The organism is Xenorhabdus anantnagensis (genome assembly GCF_028598555.1).
GTDB lineage: Bacteria > Pseudomonadota > Gammaproteobacteria > Enterobacterales > Enterobacteriaceae > Xenorhabdus > Xenorhabdus anantnagensis.
Genome location: NZ_JAQRFN010000022.1, coordinates 1 through 18,547 on the forward strand (window position 1 = coordinate 1; position 18,547 = coordinate 18,547).

17 protein-coding genes and 1 tRNA gene are annotated in these 18,547 nt (G+C 44.9%); 7 read left to right on the forward strand and 11 right to left on the reverse strand.

The window, feature by feature from the left end:
- Positions 1-183, forward strand: a 183-nt coding sequence (locus tag PSI14_RS14935; protein ID WP_273576630.1) for a hypothetical protein, incomplete at its 5' end; no start/stop codon positions are given.
- Between the two features lie 22 nt (positions 184-205).
- Here the strand turns inward: PSI14_RS14935 and murI are convergent.
- Together murI and btuB are read right to left on the reverse strand one after the other, a co-directional pair.
- On the reverse strand, positions 206-1,087 hold the full coding sequence (gene murI, locus PSI14_RS14940) for a glutamate racemase (RefSeq protein WP_273576631.1): 882 nt from the start codon (positions 1,085-1,087) through the stop codon (positions 206-208).
- Positions 1,032-2,861, reverse strand: a complete 1,830-nt coding sequence (gene btuB / locus PSI14_RS14945) for a TonB-dependent vitamin B12 receptor BtuB (protein WP_273576632.1) — start codon at positions 2,859-2,861, stop codon at positions 1,032-1,034. The genes murI and btuB overlap by 56 nt, the downstream gene beginning before the upstream one ends.
- 188 nt (positions 2,862-3,049) lie before the next feature.
- Here btuB and trmA point away from each other — a divergent pair, with 188 nt between their 5' ends.
- The gene (trmA, locus tag PSI14_RS14950; RefSeq protein ID WP_273576676.1) at positions 3,050-4,153 is read left to right on the forward strand and encodes a tRNA (uridine(54)-C5)-methyltransferase TrmA; all 1,104 of its coding nucleotides are present in this window, start codon (positions 3,050-3,052) and stop codon (positions 4,151-4,153) included.
- 101 nt (positions 4,154-4,254) lie between these two features.
- Here trmA and PSI14_RS14955 read toward each other — a convergent pair whose 3' ends face one another.
- Both PSI14_RS14955 and fabR read right to left on the reverse strand, forming a co-directional pair.
- Entirely contained in the window at positions 4,255-4,632 is a 378-nt protein-coding gene (locus PSI14_RS14955) for a YijD family membrane protein (RefSeq protein ID WP_273576633.1), read from the reverse strand.
- A 21-nt stretch (positions 4,633-4,653) separates the two neighbouring features.
- Positions 4,654-5,316, reverse strand: a complete 663-nt coding sequence (gene fabR, locus PSI14_RS14960) for an HTH-type transcriptional repressor FabR (protein WP_099115397.1) — start codon at positions 5,314-5,316, stop codon at positions 4,654-4,656.
- 207 nt (positions 5,317-5,523) lie between these two features.
- Between fabR and sthA the strand changes: the two genes are divergently transcribed.
- Entirely contained in the window at positions 5,524-6,921 is a 1,398-nt protein-coding gene (gene sthA, locus PSI14_RS14965; RefSeq protein ID WP_273576634.1) for a Si-specific NAD(P)(+) transhydrogenase, read from the forward strand.
- Here the strand turns inward: sthA and oxyR are convergent.
- The 5 genes from oxyR to argC form a co-directional block, all read right to left on the reverse strand.
- On the reverse strand, positions 6,913-7,830 hold the full coding sequence (gene oxyR, locus PSI14_RS14970) for a DNA-binding transcriptional regulator OxyR (RefSeq protein ID WP_273576635.1): 918 nt from the start codon (positions 7,828-7,830) through the stop codon (positions 6,913-6,915). The genes sthA and oxyR overlap by 9 nt on opposite strands.
- Positions 7,831-7,929: 99 nt before the next feature.
- Positions 7,930-9,303: an argininosuccinate lyase gene (gene argH, locus PSI14_RS14975; protein ID WP_273576636.1), complete on the reverse strand. Its 1,374-nt coding sequence runs from the start codon at positions 9,301-9,303 to the stop codon at positions 7,930-7,932.
- A gap of 73 nt (positions 9,304-9,376) precedes the next feature.
- Complete coding sequence (locus PSI14_RS14980; RefSeq protein WP_273576637.1) at positions 9,377-10,627, reverse strand: argininosuccinate synthase; 1,251 nt, start codon at positions 10,625-10,627, stop codon at positions 9,377-9,379.
- Positions 10,628-10,694: 67 nt separating this feature from the next.
- Positions 10,695-11,468, reverse strand: coding sequence for an acetylglutamate kinase (argB, locus tag PSI14_RS14985; RefSeq protein ID WP_273576638.1), 774 nt, complete (start codon positions 11,466-11,468; stop codon positions 10,695-10,697).
- A gap of 83 nt (positions 11,469-11,551) precedes the next feature.
- Entirely contained in the window at positions 11,552-12,556 is a 1,005-nt protein-coding gene (argC, locus tag PSI14_RS14990) for an N-acetyl-gamma-glutamyl-phosphate reductase (protein ID WP_273576639.1), read from the reverse strand.
- 116 nt (positions 12,557-12,672) lie between these two features.
- Between argC and argE the strand changes: the two genes are divergently transcribed.
- Positions 12,673-13,842 carry an acetylornithine deacetylase gene (argE, locus tag PSI14_RS14995; RefSeq protein WP_273576640.1) on the forward strand — a complete coding sequence of 390 codons (1,170 nt, stop codon included), beginning with the start codon at positions 12,673-12,675 and terminating at the stop codon, positions 13,840-13,842.
- Between the two features lie 173 nt (positions 13,843-14,015).
- Here the strand turns inward: argE and PSI14_RS15000 are convergent, their stop codons facing one another.
- Positions 14,016-14,483: a nuclear transport factor 2 family protein gene (locus PSI14_RS15000; RefSeq protein WP_273576641.1), complete on the reverse strand. Its 468-nt coding sequence runs from the start codon at positions 14,481-14,483 to the stop codon at positions 14,016-14,018.
- Positions 14,484-14,590: 107 nt separating this feature from the next.
- On the opposite strand from PSI14_RS15000, the gene PSI14_RS15005 reads away from it, so the two are divergent.
- Positions 14,591-15,160 carry a TetR/AcrR family transcriptional regulator gene (locus PSI14_RS15005; RefSeq protein ID WP_273576642.1) on the forward strand — a complete coding sequence of 190 codons (570 nt, stop codon included), beginning with the start codon at positions 14,591-14,593 and terminating at the stop codon, positions 15,158-15,160.
- 115 nt (positions 15,161-15,275) lie between these two features.
- Here the strand turns inward: PSI14_RS15005 and PSI14_RS15010 are convergent.
- Positions 15,276-15,370 (reverse strand) — tRNA-Sec (locus tag PSI14_RS15010).
- Positions 15,371-15,593: 223 nt separating this feature from the next.
- Here PSI14_RS15010 and prlC point away from each other — a divergent pair.
- Both prlC and rsmJ read left to right on the forward strand, forming a co-directional pair.
- On the forward strand, positions 15,594-17,636 hold the full coding sequence (gene prlC / locus PSI14_RS15015) for an oligopeptidase A (protein WP_273576643.1): 2,043 nt from the start codon (positions 15,594-15,596) through the stop codon (positions 17,634-17,636).
- Between the two features lie 6 nt (positions 17,637-17,642).
- A complete protein-coding gene (rsmJ, locus tag PSI14_RS15020) occupies positions 17,643-18,386 on the forward strand; it encodes a 16S rRNA (guanine(1516)-N(2))-methyltransferase RsmJ (protein ID WP_273576644.1) in 744 nt (247 codons plus the stop codon).
- The last annotated feature ends 161 nt before the right edge of the window (positions 18,387-18,547 follow it).

Genomic DNA, 18,547 nt, shown 5'->3' on the forward strand with positions numbered 1-18,547 from the left:
AAGTGCTTCCGGGTTGCGAGGCTGCGTATCTTACGCGTTTCGCCTCCGAAGTCAAGCGCTTATTTTCGCTTTTTCTTCGCTGCCCGCCGCGGCGTGTCTCAGCTCAGCGTCGGTCAGTGGTGGCGCATTATAGGGAGTTTTCCGCCGCTGGCAATAGTTTTTTTGAAAAAAATTACCAACTGATGATTATTACAGCGAATTGCACTTAATCTGCTAGTTTTTCCAGCGTTAGGAAGCCTAATTCGCGTAAAACAGGGCGCAGAACTTCACTTGCTGGCTCTAATTTAGTGCAATACGCTAAGTTATCCGCTGTCGTTAAAAACAAATCTTCCCGATTTTTAATCAACCATGCAGTTCTACGGGCAATTGCAGCCCCCGAATCAATTAATCTTGTTCCATTTGGTAAAACTTGTGAAAGTTCTTCTGCTATCAGGGGAAAGTGAGTACAACCCAAAATGACAGTATCCGGTGGCTCTTTCATTTTCAGCCACGGTTTCAGTATTTTCTCTAATTCTTCTAGTGGAACATCCTTGCCATGTAATTTTCGCTCAGCTAATTCGACCAATTCAGCGGAACCAATTGAATACATCTGACAATTCGTCGCGAACCTTGCTATTAATTCTCTGGTATAGTCGCGATTCACTGTAGCGCGTGTCGCCAATAATCCTACAACACGATTACAAGTTAGCTTCGCAGCAGGTTTTATCGCCGGCACAGCACCAACAACAGGGAAAGAAAAACGTTCACGCAAGGCGGGTAAGCTAATTGTACTGGCAGTATTGCAAGCAATAACGACAACCGCCAACGGGTGTTTTTTCTGAATCGTATCAATAATCTGAACGACCCTTTCTATAATCACTTCCGCTGTTTTCTCGCCGTAAGGGAATGCTTCATTATCGAAAGTATATATATAGTGGAGATCCGGCAAGAGTTTCCGAATCTCTTGATAGACAGATAAACCACCCACTCCGGAATCAAAAACCAAAATCGTTGGGCGGGCGGTTTTGTTTAAATCAGAGGTCTTGTACAAATCAAAAATTGTAGCTGCCAGTGAGGTAGTATTCTCTTCCAGAGGTGCGATAGCCATAGGCTGTCTCATAATTCTTATCAAACACATTAGCTATTCTAGCACGAATTGTAAGATGGTCAGTGATTGAGTATGAGGCGTTGATATCCCATAAATTCACGCCACCTAGTTTCACTGCCTTTGGAGGATATGTACGATGGTCTTGGTCATAACGCCGACCAATGTACTGATAGGTTATTCCCCAATCGACATTAAAGGCTTCCCAGTCTAATTGGTATTTAACTTGCTGCTTAGCTCTGCGAGCTAACTGTTTATTATCGCCATCACGTGGGTCAACGTACTGCAATGTAAGCTGATGCTGAAATATGCCGGTGTCCATTGTTCCCGTCCATTCGGCACCGTTTATTTTTGCTTTACCAATGTTTTCATAACGGTCATTGGCAAAATTTATCAATTGCTCAATATCGTTACGATAAGCAGATAAACGCCAATTAAGTGGCCCACTCAACCCTTCAATTCCGATTTCCCATTGCTTGCTTTTTTCTGATGCCAGATTTTCATTTCCCCATTTACTATAAAGCTGACTTAGGGTAGGAGCCTTGAATGCTGTTCCATACGAAGAGATAAAGCGATAACCATCAATAAACTCCCAGCCGACACCAATTTGCCCCGTCGTATTCCATTCATATTCAGAATGATGATCTGAACGCACTGCGCCTTCTAAAATGACATCCTGAACCTTTTGCTGCGCAGTTAAATATAGCCCCGTGTTATCAACATCTTTTTGTACGGGAATATTATTGGAACCTGCGGCAACCGATTCTCTTTTCCAATCAATCCCACTGCTGATTGCACCATAACCAATCTGCCACGTATTTCCCCATTGGACATTATATTGTTTCGAATCGCTCAGACTGGAACTCTTGCCATAACGTCCATACTCAGGAACATAATTGTGATCTTTGACATGGCTGTAGCTAGCAATGAATTGAGAAGAATAAATGCCTTGATTAAATTGAATGCCAGCATCATAAGTACGATTGAATAGTTCGCGAGTATCCGTATCGCCGATACTCCATGAATCATAAGCTGTCCGATTATTAAAGCCATAGGCTCGAACAAATCCACTAATTTGCTCATTTATTTTATGATCTATTTCCAACCACAGCATTTTACTCATAAATCCATCACGATCCGGCTGACGATATCCCCCTGTTTTGCCATCAACTATCACATCAAACCCTTTGGTATAGTTATAACTTGCGGCTGTAGTTAATAAAGTATTCTCGCCGAGTTTTTGCTGTGTCGAACCATTATAGTTTTGGTATCCGTTCGAGCCGAATCCTGCATTCAGAGTTGTTCCCTGTTGCGTTCGCTTTGTGATGATATTGATCACTCCACCAATCGCATCAGAACCATATACGGCAGAACGCGCACCACGGATATATTCTATCCTTTGCACCATTGAAATCGGGATTTGGCTAAAATCGGCAGCTCCGGTAATACCGGCCTGATTCAAACGAATGCCATCCACCAGCACCAGCGTATGACTTGAATTTGTGCCACGAACAAATAAAGAAGAGTTTTGTCCAATTCCGCCATTCTGCGCAATATCAACACTCGGTAAGCGTCGCAAGACGTCAACCAGATTATTGGATTGCCAACGATCTATATCCTCACGTGTCACTACCGTCATTGGAGCCAAAACTGAAGAAATCGGCTGCTTAAAACGATTGGCGGTAACCACCAGCGGATCTTGATTATCAGCAACTGCAAAATGGCTCCAGCCAGAAAATACCGTCACAGATAAAATAATATGTTTTTTATTTTTCATACGATTTGTGATGAGAATGTGTGTGGTGTCTAGCTATATAAAAACCATGCTACGATGGAAGACCTTAGCGTGTCCAGAATGCCTTCCCATCAAAAAAGGAGCTGATAAACCAGAAAACTGGACATCCTTTGCACTTCACCTACAATGCCGCTCGGAAATTTTTCTTAACGCGACCATACGAGAACCAGATAATGCAGAATGTCTTGCCAACGGAAGATTATGAAAATCAATTGATGGAGAAGGCTCATCGTCTAAAAGGAATGATGACCCCCTTTAGCGCACCTGAGCCTGAAGTTTTCCGTTCCCCTGCATCACATTACAGAATGCGAGCAGAATTCCGTATCTGGCATGAGGAAGATGACCTCTACCACATTATGTTTGATCAGCAGACCAAACAGCGTATCCGTATTGATCAATTTCCAGTTGCCAATCAGCTAATCAATAAAATGATGCAAGCCATCATTGCTGGCGTAAAAGAAAACCCAGTATTACGTCACAAACTGTTTCAAGTGGATTACCTTTCCACACGCAGTAACAAAATCATTGTTTCCCTGCTTTATCACAAAAAACTGGGTGATGAATGGCGTGAACATGCAACCACTCTGCGTGCTCAACTCATAGCAGCAGGCTTTGATATCCAGCTTATTGGTCGTGCTTCAAAGACCAAGATCATGCTTGACCATGACTATATAGATGAAGAGTTGCCTGTTGCAGGTAAGACCATGATTTACCGTCAAGTTGAAAACAGCTTCACACAGCCGAATGCCAGCATCAATATTCATATGTTGGAATGGGCGATTGATTGCACCCAAAATTCCAAGGGTGACCTGCTTGAATTGTATTGTGGTAATGGCAATTTTTCTCTGGCACTGGCGCGAAACTTTGATCGGGTACTGGCGACAGAAATTGCTAAACCTTCGGTTGCAGCCGCACAATTTAATATCACAGCGAACCAGATTGATAATGTGCAGATTATCCGCATGTCAGCGGAAGAGTTTACACAAGCGATGAATGGAGAACGTGAGTTCAATCGCTTGCAAGGAATCGATTTAAGCAGTTATCAATGCGAAACCATTTTTGTTGACCCGCCACGCAGTGGGCTGGATGAAGAAACGGTCAAAATGGTTCAAGCGTATCCCCGCATTCTTTATATTTCCTGCAATCCAGAAACGCTCTGCCAAAATCTGGAAACACTGACGCAAACCCATAAAATCAGCAAATTGGCACTCTTTGATCAATTCCCTTATACCCATCATATGGAATGCGGTGTACTGCTGGAAAAAAGAACATAATAATCAGTAAACGGGCTTAAAAACAAAAACGCCACAGAGCTAAGGTTTGTGGCGTTGTTTGCTGAGACGTTCTCGATAAAAGTCGTTCTCGATAAAAACGATCAGCTTTGACTTTCTGACATCAGCGTTGATTGCTGCTTGCGCCCTTTCATCTTTAGGTAGATCCAAAACACCAAGGCAGTACTAATAATGACAGGCAGGAAATTAGAACCAATTCCTGGATATTCCATCCGAATGAATGCGCTGTACATGAACATACCTAAGAAGAAGCATCCCATGGCCAGTTTTGGCAATCCTTCAGCCATTGGATAATTCAAATAACGTTGATGAAGACAATACAGAGAAAGGACCAATGCAATAATAGGGAAAATAGAAAAAGGTACAAATGAATTGAAAAATGCTGAGAAAGTTCCGTGTGTTGCCATTCCAACGATAAGAGCCAGCAACATAGTGCTTTTATCTTGGCGGTATTGTTCCATCGTATTATTCTCCTTTCATTATTATTCAGAGGTTTTAGGGATCGCTTTAGGGACAGTGTTTTTTTCTTGCTCACGACGATACCAATAGTAGGCGCCTTTGGAAATCATGCGGAGTTGTAAAACCAAACGCTCTTCGAGGCGACGTCTTTTTTCTTCATCAATATCCAATGCTTCTGCACCTGCACTGAATACGATGGTCACCATCGCCTCGGCTTGTATTTCAGTAAAATGACGCGGCATATGACTGGCTTGCTCAAGATAGTCTGCCAATTCGGCGATAAAATGTTGGATTTCTCGTGCTACAGCTGCACGAAATTCAGCTGATGTGCCGGAGCGTTCGCGCAGCAACAGCCGGAACGCGTTGGGATTGTTGCCGATAAACTCCATAAACGTTGAAACAGAAGTACGGATGACACTGCCACCTTTTGCAATGCGCTGACGTGCCTGACGCATTAACTGACGCAGCATCAGACCGCTTTCATCCACCATCGTCAGCCCCAATTCATCCACATCCCTAAAATGTCGATAAAAAGAAGTCGGTGCAATGCCAGCTTCCCGAGCCACTTCTCGTAGACTCAGGCTTGTAAAACTGCGTTCAGCACTGAGTTGGCTGAATGCCGCTTCAATCAGGGAGCGACGGGTTTTTTCTTTCTGTTTTGCTCTGACTCCGGTTACGTTACTCACAACAATCCTGATCTATCTCGCCTCTGTAATCAGGCAAATATAACAGATTCTGTTAGGTTTGCTGTGATTGTTCTCTTAAAGATATTATTCGATGTTTTCCTGTTTTATTTCTAAACAATGAGATAAAAACCGTATGGTCATTGGGTTATTACATTAAGTAATGTTAAGATAGAGTTGTTATTTTGTGTAAAAACAGGTCATTCCTCTATGCAACATACTCATTTTGATGCCATTGTGATTGGCTCTGGTCCCGGAGGGGAAGGAGCAGCAATGGGGTTGGTGAAACAAGGCAAAAACGTTGCTGTTATAGAACGTTACAATAATGTCGGCGGTGGCTGTACTCATTGGGGTACAATACCGTCGAAAGCTCTCCGCCACGCCGTCAGTCGTATTATTGAATTTAATCAAAATCCCCTCTACAGTGATAACTCCCGCATTCTTCGCTCCTCGTTTTCAGAAATCCTGCGCCATGCTGAAGTCGTTATTAACCAGCAAACCAAGATGCGCCAAGGGTTTTATGAACGCAACCGTTGCCGAATGTTTGCAGGAGAAGCCACTTTCATCGATGAACATCAGGTAAGTGTTCGCTATGCCGATGATAGTGTTGATATCTTGAGTGCAGACAAAATAATCATTGCCACAGGTTCCCGCCCTTACTGCCCTCCTGATGTCGATTTCACCCATTCCCGTATTTATAACAGCGATACCATTCTGCAACTGGATCACGAACCACGCCATGTAATTATTTATGGTGCCGGGGTGATTGGTTGTGAGTATGCTTCTATTTTCCGGGGATTGGGTGTTAAGGTGGATTTGATCAATACCCGTGATCATCTTCTGTCCTTTCTTGATCAAGAAATGTCTGATGCCCTCTCCTACCATTTCTGGAATAGTGGCACTGTCATCCGCCACAACGAAGAATATGAAAAGATTGAAGGTCTTGATGATGGTGTCATTGTTCACCTGAAATCCGGCAAGAAAGTCAAAGCGGATTGCCTGCTGTATGCCAATGGTAGAACAGGTAATACAGACACGCTAGGTTTAGAAAATGTCGGGTTGGAAACAGATAACCGAGGCTTACTGAAAGTCAATCGCGTCTACCAGACCAGCAATGAAAACATCTACGCAGTGGGTGATGTTATTGGCTATCCAAGCTTAGCTTCCGCAGCCTATGATCAAGGGCGGATTGCTGCAAAAGCGATTACGACAGGCGATGCTAGTCTGTATCTGGTGGACGATATCCCAACCGGAATTTATACCATTCCTGAAATCAGCTCAGTTGGCAAAACCGAGCAGCAATTGACCGCAATGAAAATCCCTTATGAGGTAGGACGCGCTCAATTCAAACATCTGGCAAGGGCGCAAATTGCCGGCATGAACGTTGGCAGTATCAAGATCCTGTTCCATCGTGAAACAAAACAGATTTTAGGTATCCACTGTTTTGGCGAACGTGCCGCGGAGATCATTCATATTGGTCAAGCCATTATGGAACAAAAAGGTGAAGGCAATACTATCGAATATTTCGTTAATACTACCTTCAATTATCCAACAATGGCAGAAGCCTACCGTGTTGCAGCACTCAATGGACTAAACCGATTATTTTGATATTTTTCCGAGTACTTCAAAATAATTGCCCATTTTAATCCGAATCGCCTCTGCCAATTGCTCATAGCGACCACGCAGAGGTGAGCCGGGACGATAAACCAATATGACGGACCGCTTGGGTTCCGGTTCATAACATTCCAGATAACAAACCCCATCACGGCGTCTCTCATTCGGAACTGACAAATCTGGTAATAATGTAATTCCGCTGCCCGCTGCCACCATATTACGCAGCGTTTCTAGGCTAGTCGCCCTAAAATGCGTATCTTCTTTGGCCCCCGCTTGAAAACAGAACCCCATCGCCTGATCCCGCAAACAGTGCCCATCTTCCAGCATCAATAATTTCTCACCGGATAGCTCACTCATCTTAACTTTATCTCGCCCTGCCCATTTATGCTCTTCATATACCGCCAGTTTCATGGGTTCTTCAAACAGCGGCACTTCGATAAATGCTTCAGTTTCTTTCACCAACGCCAAGATAACGCAATCAAGCTTTCCACTATCGAGCTGTGCCAACAAGTTTTGAGTTTGTGCCTCATGCAGGTACATTTCCAATTTGGGGAATAATTTATGCAGTTCAGGGATGATAATAGGTAGGAGATAGGGGCCGATTGTTGGGATAAGACCGATATGCAACGGCCCGGACATACTTTCACCTTGAAGGGAGGCCATTTCCTGCAAGACCTTGACTTCTCTCAATACAGTTTTGGCCTGTTCCACCAGCAACATACCCTGTTGGGTAAATAATACCTTGCGGCTAGTGCGTTCCAGCAGCATCACGCCAAGCTCATCTTCCAGCTTGCGGATTTGTCCGCTCAGTGTCGGTTGGCTGACATGACAAGCATCAGCGGCTCGGCGAAAATGCCGGTATTCAGCAAGTGCTACAAGGTATTCTAGATCGCGGATATTCATTCCCAACCTCAGCATTTGATATCAATGAAAGTATTGATCAATAAATCATTATATCCATGAGGTGAAAAAACTATCAACTGCTTGTGATTATTGGTGTTTTTACCTAAAACGCTGTTTTGCCTGAGCAATCGCTTGCTTTACTTGTTTTTGCGCTACACCACCTTTTGCCAGACGTTTGTCCAGACAGGATTGCAGCGATAAAACATCATAAACATCCACAGAAATAACATGACTGAATTTTTGCAATTCAAGGAGAGAAAGCTCTTCCAGCGCCTTGCCTTTGTCGATTGCCACAACGACGACTTCACCAACAATGTGATGAGCCTCACGGAACGGAACACCTTTTGCCACCAGATAATCAGCCAATTCAGTCGCATTGGCATATCCTTGTTTTGCCGCTTCCTCACAACGGGAACGTTTTACTTCAATGCCATCCAGCACCAGTATCGCCATATGCAGACAATCCAACCAACTATCCAGTGCATCAAACAAGCCTTCCTTATCTTCCTGCATATCTTTATTGTAAGCGAGAGGCAGCCCTTTCAAAGTCATCATCATCCCTGTTAATGCCCCCTGAACTCGCCCACATTTACCACGGATAAGTTCCAATGCATCAGGGTTTTTCTTTTGTGGCATCAAAGAAGAACCAGACGTTACCCGATCCGACAACTCAACAAATCCGGCCTCTCCGCTATTGAAGAAAATCAGATCTTCAGCAAAACGCGAAAGATGGATCATACTAATGCTCGCATCTGACAGCAGCTCCAGAACATGGTCACGATCAGAAACGCTATCCAGACTATTGCGTGTCGCGGAAGAAAAACCTAGCCATGAAGCCAACTGCTCACGATCAATATCATAAGCCGTTCCTGCCAGCGCCCCACATCCCAACGGACTGACATCCAACCGTTTTAGCGCATCTTGCAAACGGCTTTCATCACGACTAAGCATTTCCACATAGGCCAAGCACCAATGGGCAAAAGTGACAGGTTGCGCCCGCTGCAAATGGGTATAACCCGGCATGACCGCATCCTGATTATTTTCAGCAGTGAACACCAACGCTTGTTGCAACTCGACCAATGCTTGCAGAATGTGAGAGATTTGGTCTTTACACCATAATTTCAGGTCAGTCGCAACCTGATCGTTACGGCTGCGTCCCGTATGGAGTTTCTTACCCAAATCCCCCACTTTCGTGATAAGTTGCCCTTCTACCCAGCTGTGAATATCTTCCGCCTCACTTTGCAGAATAGCTTTGGGGTTAGTACGCACTTCATCCAGTAGCTCATTTAAAGCCAGCTCCAGCTTTTGCTGCTCTTCGGAAGTTAATACTCCCACCGTAACCAACGCTTTTGACCACGCAACCGAGCCAACAATATCCTGCTCCGCCAAACGATAATCAAAACGCAGTGAATCATTAAATTGCTTGAATCGCTGATCGGCTTCCTGACTGAAACGCCCGCCCCAAAGTGCCATAATATCGTTCCTGTTCTCTCTTTATTTATTGCCAATATATTTATTGCCAATAGTTAAATTGATTGCCCAAAAATTATTTTTTGCCGTTCAGTGCCCGAATGCGTGAAGAAAGCGAATAGAGACGAATAAACCCTTCTGCATGGCTATGATCGTAAACTTCATCCTCGCCAAAAGTGGCAAACTCTTCAGAATAGAGACTATTGGCCGATTTTTTCTGCACCGCCGTGACTTGACCTTTATAAAGTTTCAGGACAACTTCACCGCTGACACCTGCCGCTAAAACTTCTGCTGCCGCTTGAATTGATTGACGCAATGGTGCAAACCAACGACCATCATAAACAACATAAGACATTTCCAGCCCCAGTTGTTGGCGCCACTTAAAGCTATCGCGATCCAAAACCAATTGCTCAATGCCACGCAACGCTTCCATCATGATGGTTCCCCCCGGCGTTTCATAACAACCACGGGATTTCATGCCTACCAGACGGTTTTCCACGATATCTATCCTGCCAATGCCATGCTTGGCCCCCAAACCATTTAACTCATTAAGGCATTGATAGGGTGAAAGCGCCTGACCATTCACGCCAACCACCTCACCATTTTCAACCGTCACCGTGATAAATTCCGCTTCATTAGGTGCTTCTTCTGGAGCAACAGTCCATGCCCAACAATCTTTATTGGCAGCATTCCACGTGCTTTCCAAAACCCCACCTTCGGTTGAAATGTGCCATGCGTTTTCATCACGGCTATAGATTTTTTCCAGCGTTGCGGTTGTCGGAATATCACGAACTTTCAAATAATCCAGCAGCGCTTCACGGGAGCGCAGATCCCATTCCCGCCATGGAGCAACAACCTTCAGATGTGGCGCCAACGCGGTATAAGTACTTTCGAACCTAACCTGATCATTACCTTTACCTGTTGCGCCGTGAGCGACGGCATCTGCCCCCACTTTTAATGCCAGTTCAACCTGTGCCTTGGCAATGATTGGACGAGCCATTGACGTACCAAGCAGATAACTTCCTTCATATAAAGCGCCAGTTTTCAGTACGGGATAAACATATTCTTTGATAAATTCTTCACGCAGATCGACGACATGGCATTCGGAAGCACCAGAACTCAATGCCTTCTGTTCCACGCCTTCCAAATCTTCACGACTTTGGCCAACGTCAGCGACAAACGCAACCACATCACAGTTACCATAATGTTCTTTCAACCACGGAATAATAGCGGATGTATCCAAACCACCCGAATACGCCAGAACGATTTTTTTAATGTTTGTAGTTATAGAAGTGGTTATAGAAGTAGTTATAGAAGTAATAGTCATAGGGATAACCTTTTTAATTTTATTTGTTTCAGCCAAGAGGCCGTGCTTTCAATCAACCCAAAATCAATCAACCCAAAATTCGAGTGCCAATGGGTATGCCATTAAATAACGCAATCAACTGATCCGCATGCCGCCAACACGCGATATCCACTGGTTGACCAAGTGTTTTCGCCGCCTCCAGCGCTGCTTTCACTTTAACGATCATGCCATCGGTGATAATGCCTTGATCGATAAGCTGCTCAATCTTCTCTGCCGTGATCTCTGGGATTTTTTGCCCTTTCCCATCCAGAATACCGCTGACATCGGACAACAAGATCAAATCCGCATTCAGCACTTGTGCAATGGCAGTAGCAGCTTGATCTGCATTCACATTCATCAGTTCTCCCTGCTCAGTGATACCAATTGAACTGATAATCGGCATATAACCCACATCCAGCAAAATTTTCAGGAGATCGGGTTTTCCTGACTGAGCCTTCCCGGTGTGGCCGAATTCTTCATCAAGTTGGGAAACCTTAACCATCTTTCCATCCCCCAGACATAATCCGATGGCAGGCAAACGATACTTTATTGCCCATGCCAGCAATTTTTTATTGGCCGTTCCGGCTAACGTTCCCGTAATGATGTCGATTTGCTCTTCTGGCGTGACCCGCAAGCCTTGTTTTTTCACAATCGGCATCTGCAATTGTTGCATCAACTCATCAACCAGACAGCCACCACCGTGTACAATAACCAGCGGACGTTTATGGGTTTTGCGGTATAACTGTAATGTGGTAAATAACCGTTCCAGTGCTTCTTCACTGTCTAACAACACACCGCCCAACTTGATAACTAATGGCTCCATCGGATTTATCCTCTGTCGGTATTAAAATCTGTGGGAATCTTAATTTTTCGGAATTCAGTTATTAGAAATTCAATCATTAGAAATTAAAGCAATGCCTCAATTTCTTCATAGCCAAAACGAATGTTCATGCACTGTACTGCTTGGGCTGCTGCACCTTTCAACAAATTATCCTCAGCACCTACGATGATCAGGTGTTGCCCCTGAACAGCAAAACCAATATCGCAGAATGGCAAACCAACAACCGCTTTCAACGCAGGAACCCCGTCACTGTATAAACGTACCAACGGCTTGTCATGATATGCCTGCTGATAAGCCTCTCTAATCTGTACCTCTGTCACACCTGATTTCAATTTACAGGTAATTGTGGCAAGAATACCGCGTGAGAAATTGCCCAAATGAGGGGTAAAAATCACCTCAGTCCCTAAATGTGTGGCGATTTCAGGTTGATGACGATGGTTAAAAATCCCATAAGGCCGCAAACTGACTTCACAAAAGCTATTTGTGATCGATGCTTTCCGGCCAGCGCCACTGACACCACTGACAGCATTGATAACCGGCCAATGTTCTGTATCTAATAAATTTTGCTCAAGCAATGGTTTCAAAGAAAGTTGGGAAACGGTAGGGTAACAGCCGGGCACTGCAATCAATTGTGCTTGCTTGATTTTCTCTGCTTGCCATTCAGCCAGTCCATACACCGCTTGCTCCAGCCACTCAGAATTTTTATGTTTAAAACCATAGTATTTTTCATAAAACTGTGTATTTTGTACGCGATAGGCACCAGATAAATCAAACACAATACAGCCCGCTTCCAGAAATACTGGCGCAATGTCATGGCTGACTTCATGGGCCGTGGCGAGGAAGACTACATCAATCCCCTTCGCTGCCTCAGTCACATCGGTCAACGGCTGTAAGGGCAAATCAAGAATACCCTTATATTGTGGATGAAGTTCTGAAAAACATTTCCCCGCATCTAAACTTTGAGAAGAAACCATCAAGCCGGAGAGATGGACATGGGGATGACGTTGCAGATATGCTGCTAACTCAGCTCCGGTATAACCACTGGCACCAACTATCAGCGTATTCAACATGGGATTTATTCACCTTATAGTATTAACCCAATAGTATTAGTTTAATCAGCTCATTGAATTTATATGCAATTAATTTGCATGAATATTGATACTATTATGAGTAAGGGCTGTCAACAGTGAATATGAAATTACCGTCTTTTATTAAATTATATCACCAGCTCATTGCGGCTCCTTCTATCAGCGCAACCGATGCTGAGCTAGATCAAAGCAATGAAATTGTTATCAGTCTGCTGGCTGAATGGCTAAAAGAGATTGGGTTTTCCATTGAAATTCAACCCGTCCCCGAAACCCGAGGCAAATTCAATCTGCTGGCAACATTGGGCAGTGGTTCGGGCGGTTTATTACTATGCGGTCATACAGATACCGTTCCTTTTGATGCGGGGCGCTGGACACAAGATCCATTCACACTGACTGAACGTGATAGCAAGTTATATGGGCTTGGGACTGCTGACATGAAAGGCTTTTTTGCCTTTATTGTTGATGCGCTGCGGGATATTGATGTCAGTAAACTCTCTCATCCCCTTTATATTCTGGCTACCGCTGACGAAGAAACATCAATGGCAGGTGCTCGTTACTTTGCTGCTAATACCCATATTCGGCCTGATTTTGCGATCATTGGCGAACCCACATCATTACAGCCAATCCGCGCCCATAAAGGGCATATGGCTCAAGCGATCCGCATTGAAGGAAAATCTGGGCATTCCAGCGATCCGGCCCGAGGTGTCAACGCCATTGATCTGATGCACGAATCCATAACCCAGCTGATACAGCTGCGCAATACCTTACAAGAGCGCTATCACAATCCGGCTTTCGTCATTCCTTACCCAACCATGAATTTCGGTCATATTCACGGCGGCGATGCCGCAAATCGCATTTGCGCCTGCTGCGAGTTGCATATGGATATCCGCCCGCTTCCCGGATTGACCTTACAGGATTTGAATGGATTGCTGAATGACGCACTGGAACCCGTAAAACAGCGCTGGCCTGGACGACTGAATGTGACTGAACTTCATCCCCCCATTCCGGGTTATGAATGCCCAACAGATCACAAACTGGTTGGCGTAATTGAAAAACTCTTGGGAACGAAAGCAGATACCGTCAATTACTGTACGGAAGCACCTTTTATTCAGGAATTGTGCCCAACCTTGGTCTTGGGACCGGGTTCGATTGAACAGGCGCATCAACCCGATGAATTTTTGGATATGGCGTTTATTGAACCCACAAGGAAACTGCTTTCACAGCTGGTGGAGCATTTTTGTTTGAATGCGGACGGACAATACATTTGACCTCGGTGGATGCATCGGGGTTTTTCGCTATCTCCAATCATGATGCAGTTTCGCATCCGCAAAACTGCGCTCTATCGTGGTCAGTCTTAGCTGACCACTATTCTTAGCCAACCACTATGATAGCCAAGAGATATCCTTTCTTATCGATGATTGCACTTGCTGCAAAAAAATAATTAAAGCCCGTATTCTGAAAGTCCAGGGTGATCATCAGGTCTGCGTCCCAACGGCCATAAAAAGAGACGTTCTTCTTCCCTGATCGACATATCATTAATACAGGCATATCTGTTGATCATGAGCCCTTGTTCATTAAATTCCCAGTTTTCATTACCATAGCTACGATACCAGTTTCCTGAATCGTCATGCCATTCATAGGCAAACCTGACAGCAATGCGGTTCTCATCATAGGCCCATAACTCTTTAATCAATCGGTATTCCATCTCTTTTGACCATTTCCGGCGTAAAAATTCCACTACAGCTTCACGTCCGTCAACAAACTCGGCACGATTGCGCCAGTGAGTATCCGGAGCATAAACACCTGAAACTCTCTCAGGGTCACAACTGTTCCATGCATCTTCAGCCAGACGTACTTTTTCAGTCGCTGTTTTTTTGTTAAAGGGAGGCAATGGAGAACGAATTTGCATAGCGTTATTCCTTGTTAATTACGTAGACAGGTCTGTCTACATTTTTTATCGTAATACAAGTAGACAACTCTGTCTACTTGGTTGATAATTTTATTAAAGGAGCCACTATGTCAAAAAATATCTCAACCGCACGTGAACGTATTCTTCGGGTTTCCCATGATCTTTTTTATCAGGAAGGGATTAGGGCAACAGGGATAGACCGTATCATCAAAGAAGCAAGTGTCACAAAAGTCACCTTCTATCGGCATTTCCCCTCTAAAAATGATTTGATTATGGCTTTTCTCGAATACAGACATCAGCGCTGGATCAACTGGTTCAGTACGACATTAACCGCTGAAATGTCTGTCTCTGGAACCCTCATAAAAGCACTTCCAGCAGTACTGAAAAAATGGTTTATGAGCACAGAATTCCGCGGCTGTGCTTTTATCAATTCTGTGGTTGAATTTTCTCAGGCATTACCTGAAATACAGCCTGTCGTGCAATTACATAAACAGGAAATGACAGAAATTCTCACAGAATTCCTGCCTGCCACACCTGAAAGATTGGTTCTGGCTAAGCAAATTGCATTGCTCATCGATGGAGCCATTGTAATGGCACAATATGGTGAAGAGAGTAACCAAGTCGTATCTCTAATGGAGAAGTGGTTGTCGTTGCACTCGGAGCTTTTGAATCAGTAATGCATGATTCACACCACGATTAACTGGAGTCATTATCATCTTATGGTGAAACTTAAAAGTTCCAGGTGAATAGATAGCAATAAGTTCCTTGATGTGGATACATTAGGACAATCGATGGCGGAAGATCACAGGAGTCGAACCTGCCGGGGGCCGCTGGCGGTCCCATCTGGATTTGAAGTCCAGCCGCCCCACCGGGGACGATGATCTTCCATTAAATAAATTGATGAGCGGAGGATTATAGCGCGTCTCCAGTCATATCTAAACTTCTCTGTAACCTCACAGATATCTGATAGAAAAAGAGTCCAATTATTCGCATAAAAGTGCGGCATCAGCATTGAACTCACGATATCTTATCCCCATCTATCGTCAACAACCCATTGGGATATAAAGCTGGTTTCAGCCTATACTCAACTACACATATAAGGCGCTCATTATGACTAATCCGTTACTGACATCTTCTGCATTGCCTAAGTTCTCTGCAATTGAACCAAAATATGTCGTGCCTGCTGTGAGAGAGGTGTTAGCCAACTACCGTCAAGTAATTGAGAAGATTTTATCCGAAAACTCCGCCTTTACTTGGGATAATCTGTGCCAACCTATTTCAGAAGAGAAAGATAAACTTTCCCGCGTATGGTCTCCTGTCGACCACCTGAATGCTGTCAAAAATAGTCCAGAGCTTCGCGAAGCCTATGAGCAAAGTCTGCCCCTGCTCTCCGAGTTCTATACTTGGCTGGGTCAACACAAAGGGTTATATCAAGCATATAAGTCTCTGAAAGAGAGCGACGCTTTCAAAGCACTTTCCCAGCCACAGCGCAAGGTTGTTGAAGATACTTTGCGTGATTTTGAATTGACCGGCATCAGCTTGCCAGAAGAGAAACAGAAACGTTACGGTGAAATTACTGCTCGTTTATCTGAGCTGGGCGCGAAGTTCGGCAATAATGTGCTGGATGCCACAATGGGATGGACCAAACTGATTACCGATGAGTGCGATCTGAACGGTATGCCTGAAAGTGCCAAAGCCGCAGCCAAGGCCGCTGCCGAAGCCAAGGAGCAAGAAGGATGGTTACTGACGCTGAATATGCCAAGTTATCTGCCAGTCATGACTTATGCCGATAATAGTGAACTGCGCAAGGAAATGTATTACGCCTCTACGACCCGGGCTTCGGATCAAGGGCCTGATGCCGGAAAATGGGATAACAGTGAAGTCATGGCAGAAATACTCGCGTTGCGCCATGAATTCGCCCAATTGCTGGGGTTCAAGAACTATGCTGAAAATTCCCTCGCAACCAAAATGGCTAAAACGCCTCAGCAAGTTCTCGATTTCCTGAACGACTTAGCCAAACGCGCCCGCCAACAAGGTAAGGAAGAGTTGGAGGCACTCGCCGATTTCGCCGAATCTCATTACTGTATTGATGAACTGGAAGCATGGGATCTGGCCTATTATAGCGAGAAGCAAAAACAGCATGATTTTTCCATTGATGATGAGCAGCTTCGTCCTTACTTCCCTGAACAACGCGCACTGGAAGGCTTGTTTGAAGTGGTTCATCGCATTTATGGTATCACCGCCAAAGAGCGACATGATGTAGATACATGGCATCCTGATGTGCGTTTCTTTGATCTGTATGATGACAAACAAGTATTACGCGGCAGTTTCTATTTGGATCTCTACGCACGTGAGCATAAACGCGGTGGAGCATGGATGAACAGTTATATCGGCAGAATGCGTCGCTCGTCTGGCGAATTGCAAAATCCTGTCGCTTATCTGACTTGTAACTTCAACAAGCCTGTCGGTGATCAGCCAGCCCTGTTCACGCACAGTGAAGTCACAACGCTGTTCCATGAATTTGGGCATGGCCTGCACCATATGCTGACTCAGATTGAAGCTCTGGATGTTGCCGGCATTGATGGTGTGCCTTGGGATGCGGTGGAGTGCCCAAGCCAGTTTCTGGAAAACTGGTGCTGGGAGCCGGAAGCGCTGGCGTTTATCTCCGGTCACTACCAAACAAATGAACCACTGCCGCAAGAGATGCTGGATAATATGCTGGCAGCCAAGAATTATCAGGCCGCGATGAGAATTCTGCGCCAGCTTGAATTTGGTCTGTTCGATTTCCGTCTGCATGCGGAATACGACCCAGCCAAAGGGGCACAAATTCTGGAAACGCTGCGATCAGTGAAAAAACAGGTTTCTGTTGTGCCATCACCAGATTGGGGGCGTTTCCCGAACGCCTTTAGCCATATCTTTAATGGTGGCTACGCTGCGGGTTATTACAGTTACCTATGGGCGGATGTTCTGGCAGCAGATGCCTATTCTCGCTTCTCGGAAGAGGGAATTTTCAATCGCGCAACGGGGCAGTCATTCCTTGACAATATTTTGACCCGTGGTGGTTCAGAAGATCCAATGACACTGTTTGTCCGCTTCCGTGGCCGTGAACCAAAACTGGATGCAATGCTGAAAAGCTATGGCATCGGCGGATAATAACTTGTGAAGATTTGTTTGATTTGTGAAGAAGGCGCTGATCGCAGCGCCTTATCGCTGTTGGCTGAACGCTGGAATCTGATCCACGATGAAGAATCAGTCATGGCGCTGGTATTAACTCCCGAACGGCTGGAATTGCGCAAGCGTGATGAACCAAAGCTGGGCGGGATTTATGTCGATTTTGTTGGCGGAACAATGGCACACCGTCGCCGCTTTGGTGGAGGTCGTGGCGAGGCCGTCGCTAAGGCTATAGGCATCAAGAAAGATTATTTACCGAATGTTGTGGATGCCACCGCCGGATTGGGGCGTGATGCCTTTGTTCTGGCGTCTATTGGTTGTCACGTCAGAATGTTGGAGCGCCATCCAGTGGTAGCAGCATTACTGGATGATGGTCTACAACGTGGCTATCAGGACAAAGAGATTGGTGGCTGGCTGAAAGAACGCATGACATTGATCCATGCCTCAAGCATTACGGCATTGACAGATATCACACCGCTACCGGATGTGGTTTATCTTGATCCAATGTATCCACACAAACAAAAAAGCGCGCTGGTCAAAAAAGAGATGCGGGTTTTCCAATCTCTGGTTGGGGCTGATGAGGATGCGGACAACTTGCTTGAACCCGCCCTAGCGCTGGCGAAACGGCGGGTTGTAGTGAAACGGCCTGATTATGCAGAGCCGTTGGCAGGGGTTAAAGCATCCGCAGCAATTACTACCAAAAACCATCGGTTTGATATTTATCCTTGCTGATCACATATCAGGAAAGCCGGCCTTATAAAGTAAGCGCCTTATATTAGACACGTTATATAGCGGTTATATGGTCTGAAGCCGATATTGTACCGGGTTCAGGCCGTTTAACTTAATGTTCATTTTTGGAATTTAAATTTCATTCAAGAAATTTCAGATTTTAT

What these genes read in the sequence shown, in the direction of transcription:
- murI (WP_273576631.1), bottom strand. Translation starts at nt 1,087, where the DNA reads ATGGCTATCGCACCTCTGGAAGAGAATACTACCTCACTGGCAGCTACA.
- btuB (WP_273576632.1), bottom strand. Translation starts at nt 2,861, where the DNA reads ATGAAAAATAAAAAACATATTATTTTATCTGTGACGGTATTTTCTGGC.
- PSI14_RS14955 (WP_273576633.1), bottom strand. Translation starts at nt 4,632, where the DNA reads ATGGAACAATACCGCCAAGATAAAAGCACTATGTTGCTGGCTCTTATC.
- sthA (WP_273576634.1), top strand. Translation starts at nt 5,524, where the DNA reads ATGCAACATACTCATTTTGATGCCATTGTGATTGGCTCTGGTCCCGGA.
- oxyR (WP_273576635.1), bottom strand. Translation starts at nt 7,830, where the DNA reads ATGAATATCCGCGATCTAGAATACCTTGTAGCACTTGCTGAATACCGG.
- argH (WP_273576636.1), bottom strand. Translation starts at nt 9,303, where the DNA reads ATGGCACTTTGGGGCGGGCGTTTCAGTCAGGAAGCCGATCAGCGATTC.
- PSI14_RS14980 (WP_273576637.1), bottom strand. Translation starts at nt 10,627, where the DNA reads ATGACTATTACTTCTATAACTACTTCTATAACCACTTCTATAACTACA.
- argB (WP_273576638.1), bottom strand. Translation starts at nt 11,468, where the DNA reads ATGGAGCCATTAGTTATCAAGTTGGGCGGTGTGTTGTTAGACAGTGAA.
- argC (WP_273576639.1), bottom strand. Translation starts at nt 12,556, where the DNA reads ATGTTGAATACGCTGATAGTTGGTGCCAGTGGTTATACCGGAGCTGAG.
- PSI14_RS15000 (WP_273576641.1), bottom strand. Translation starts at nt 14,483, where the DNA reads ATGCAAATTCGTTCTCCATTGCCTCCCTTTAACAAAAAAACAGCGACT.
- PSI14_RS15005 (WP_273576642.1), top strand. Translation starts at nt 14,591, where the DNA reads ATGTCAAAAAATATCTCAACCGCACGTGAACGTATTCTTCGGGTTTCC.
- prlC (WP_273576643.1), top strand. Translation starts at nt 15,594, where the DNA reads ATGACTAATCCGTTACTGACATCTTCTGCATTGCCTAAGTTCTCTGCA.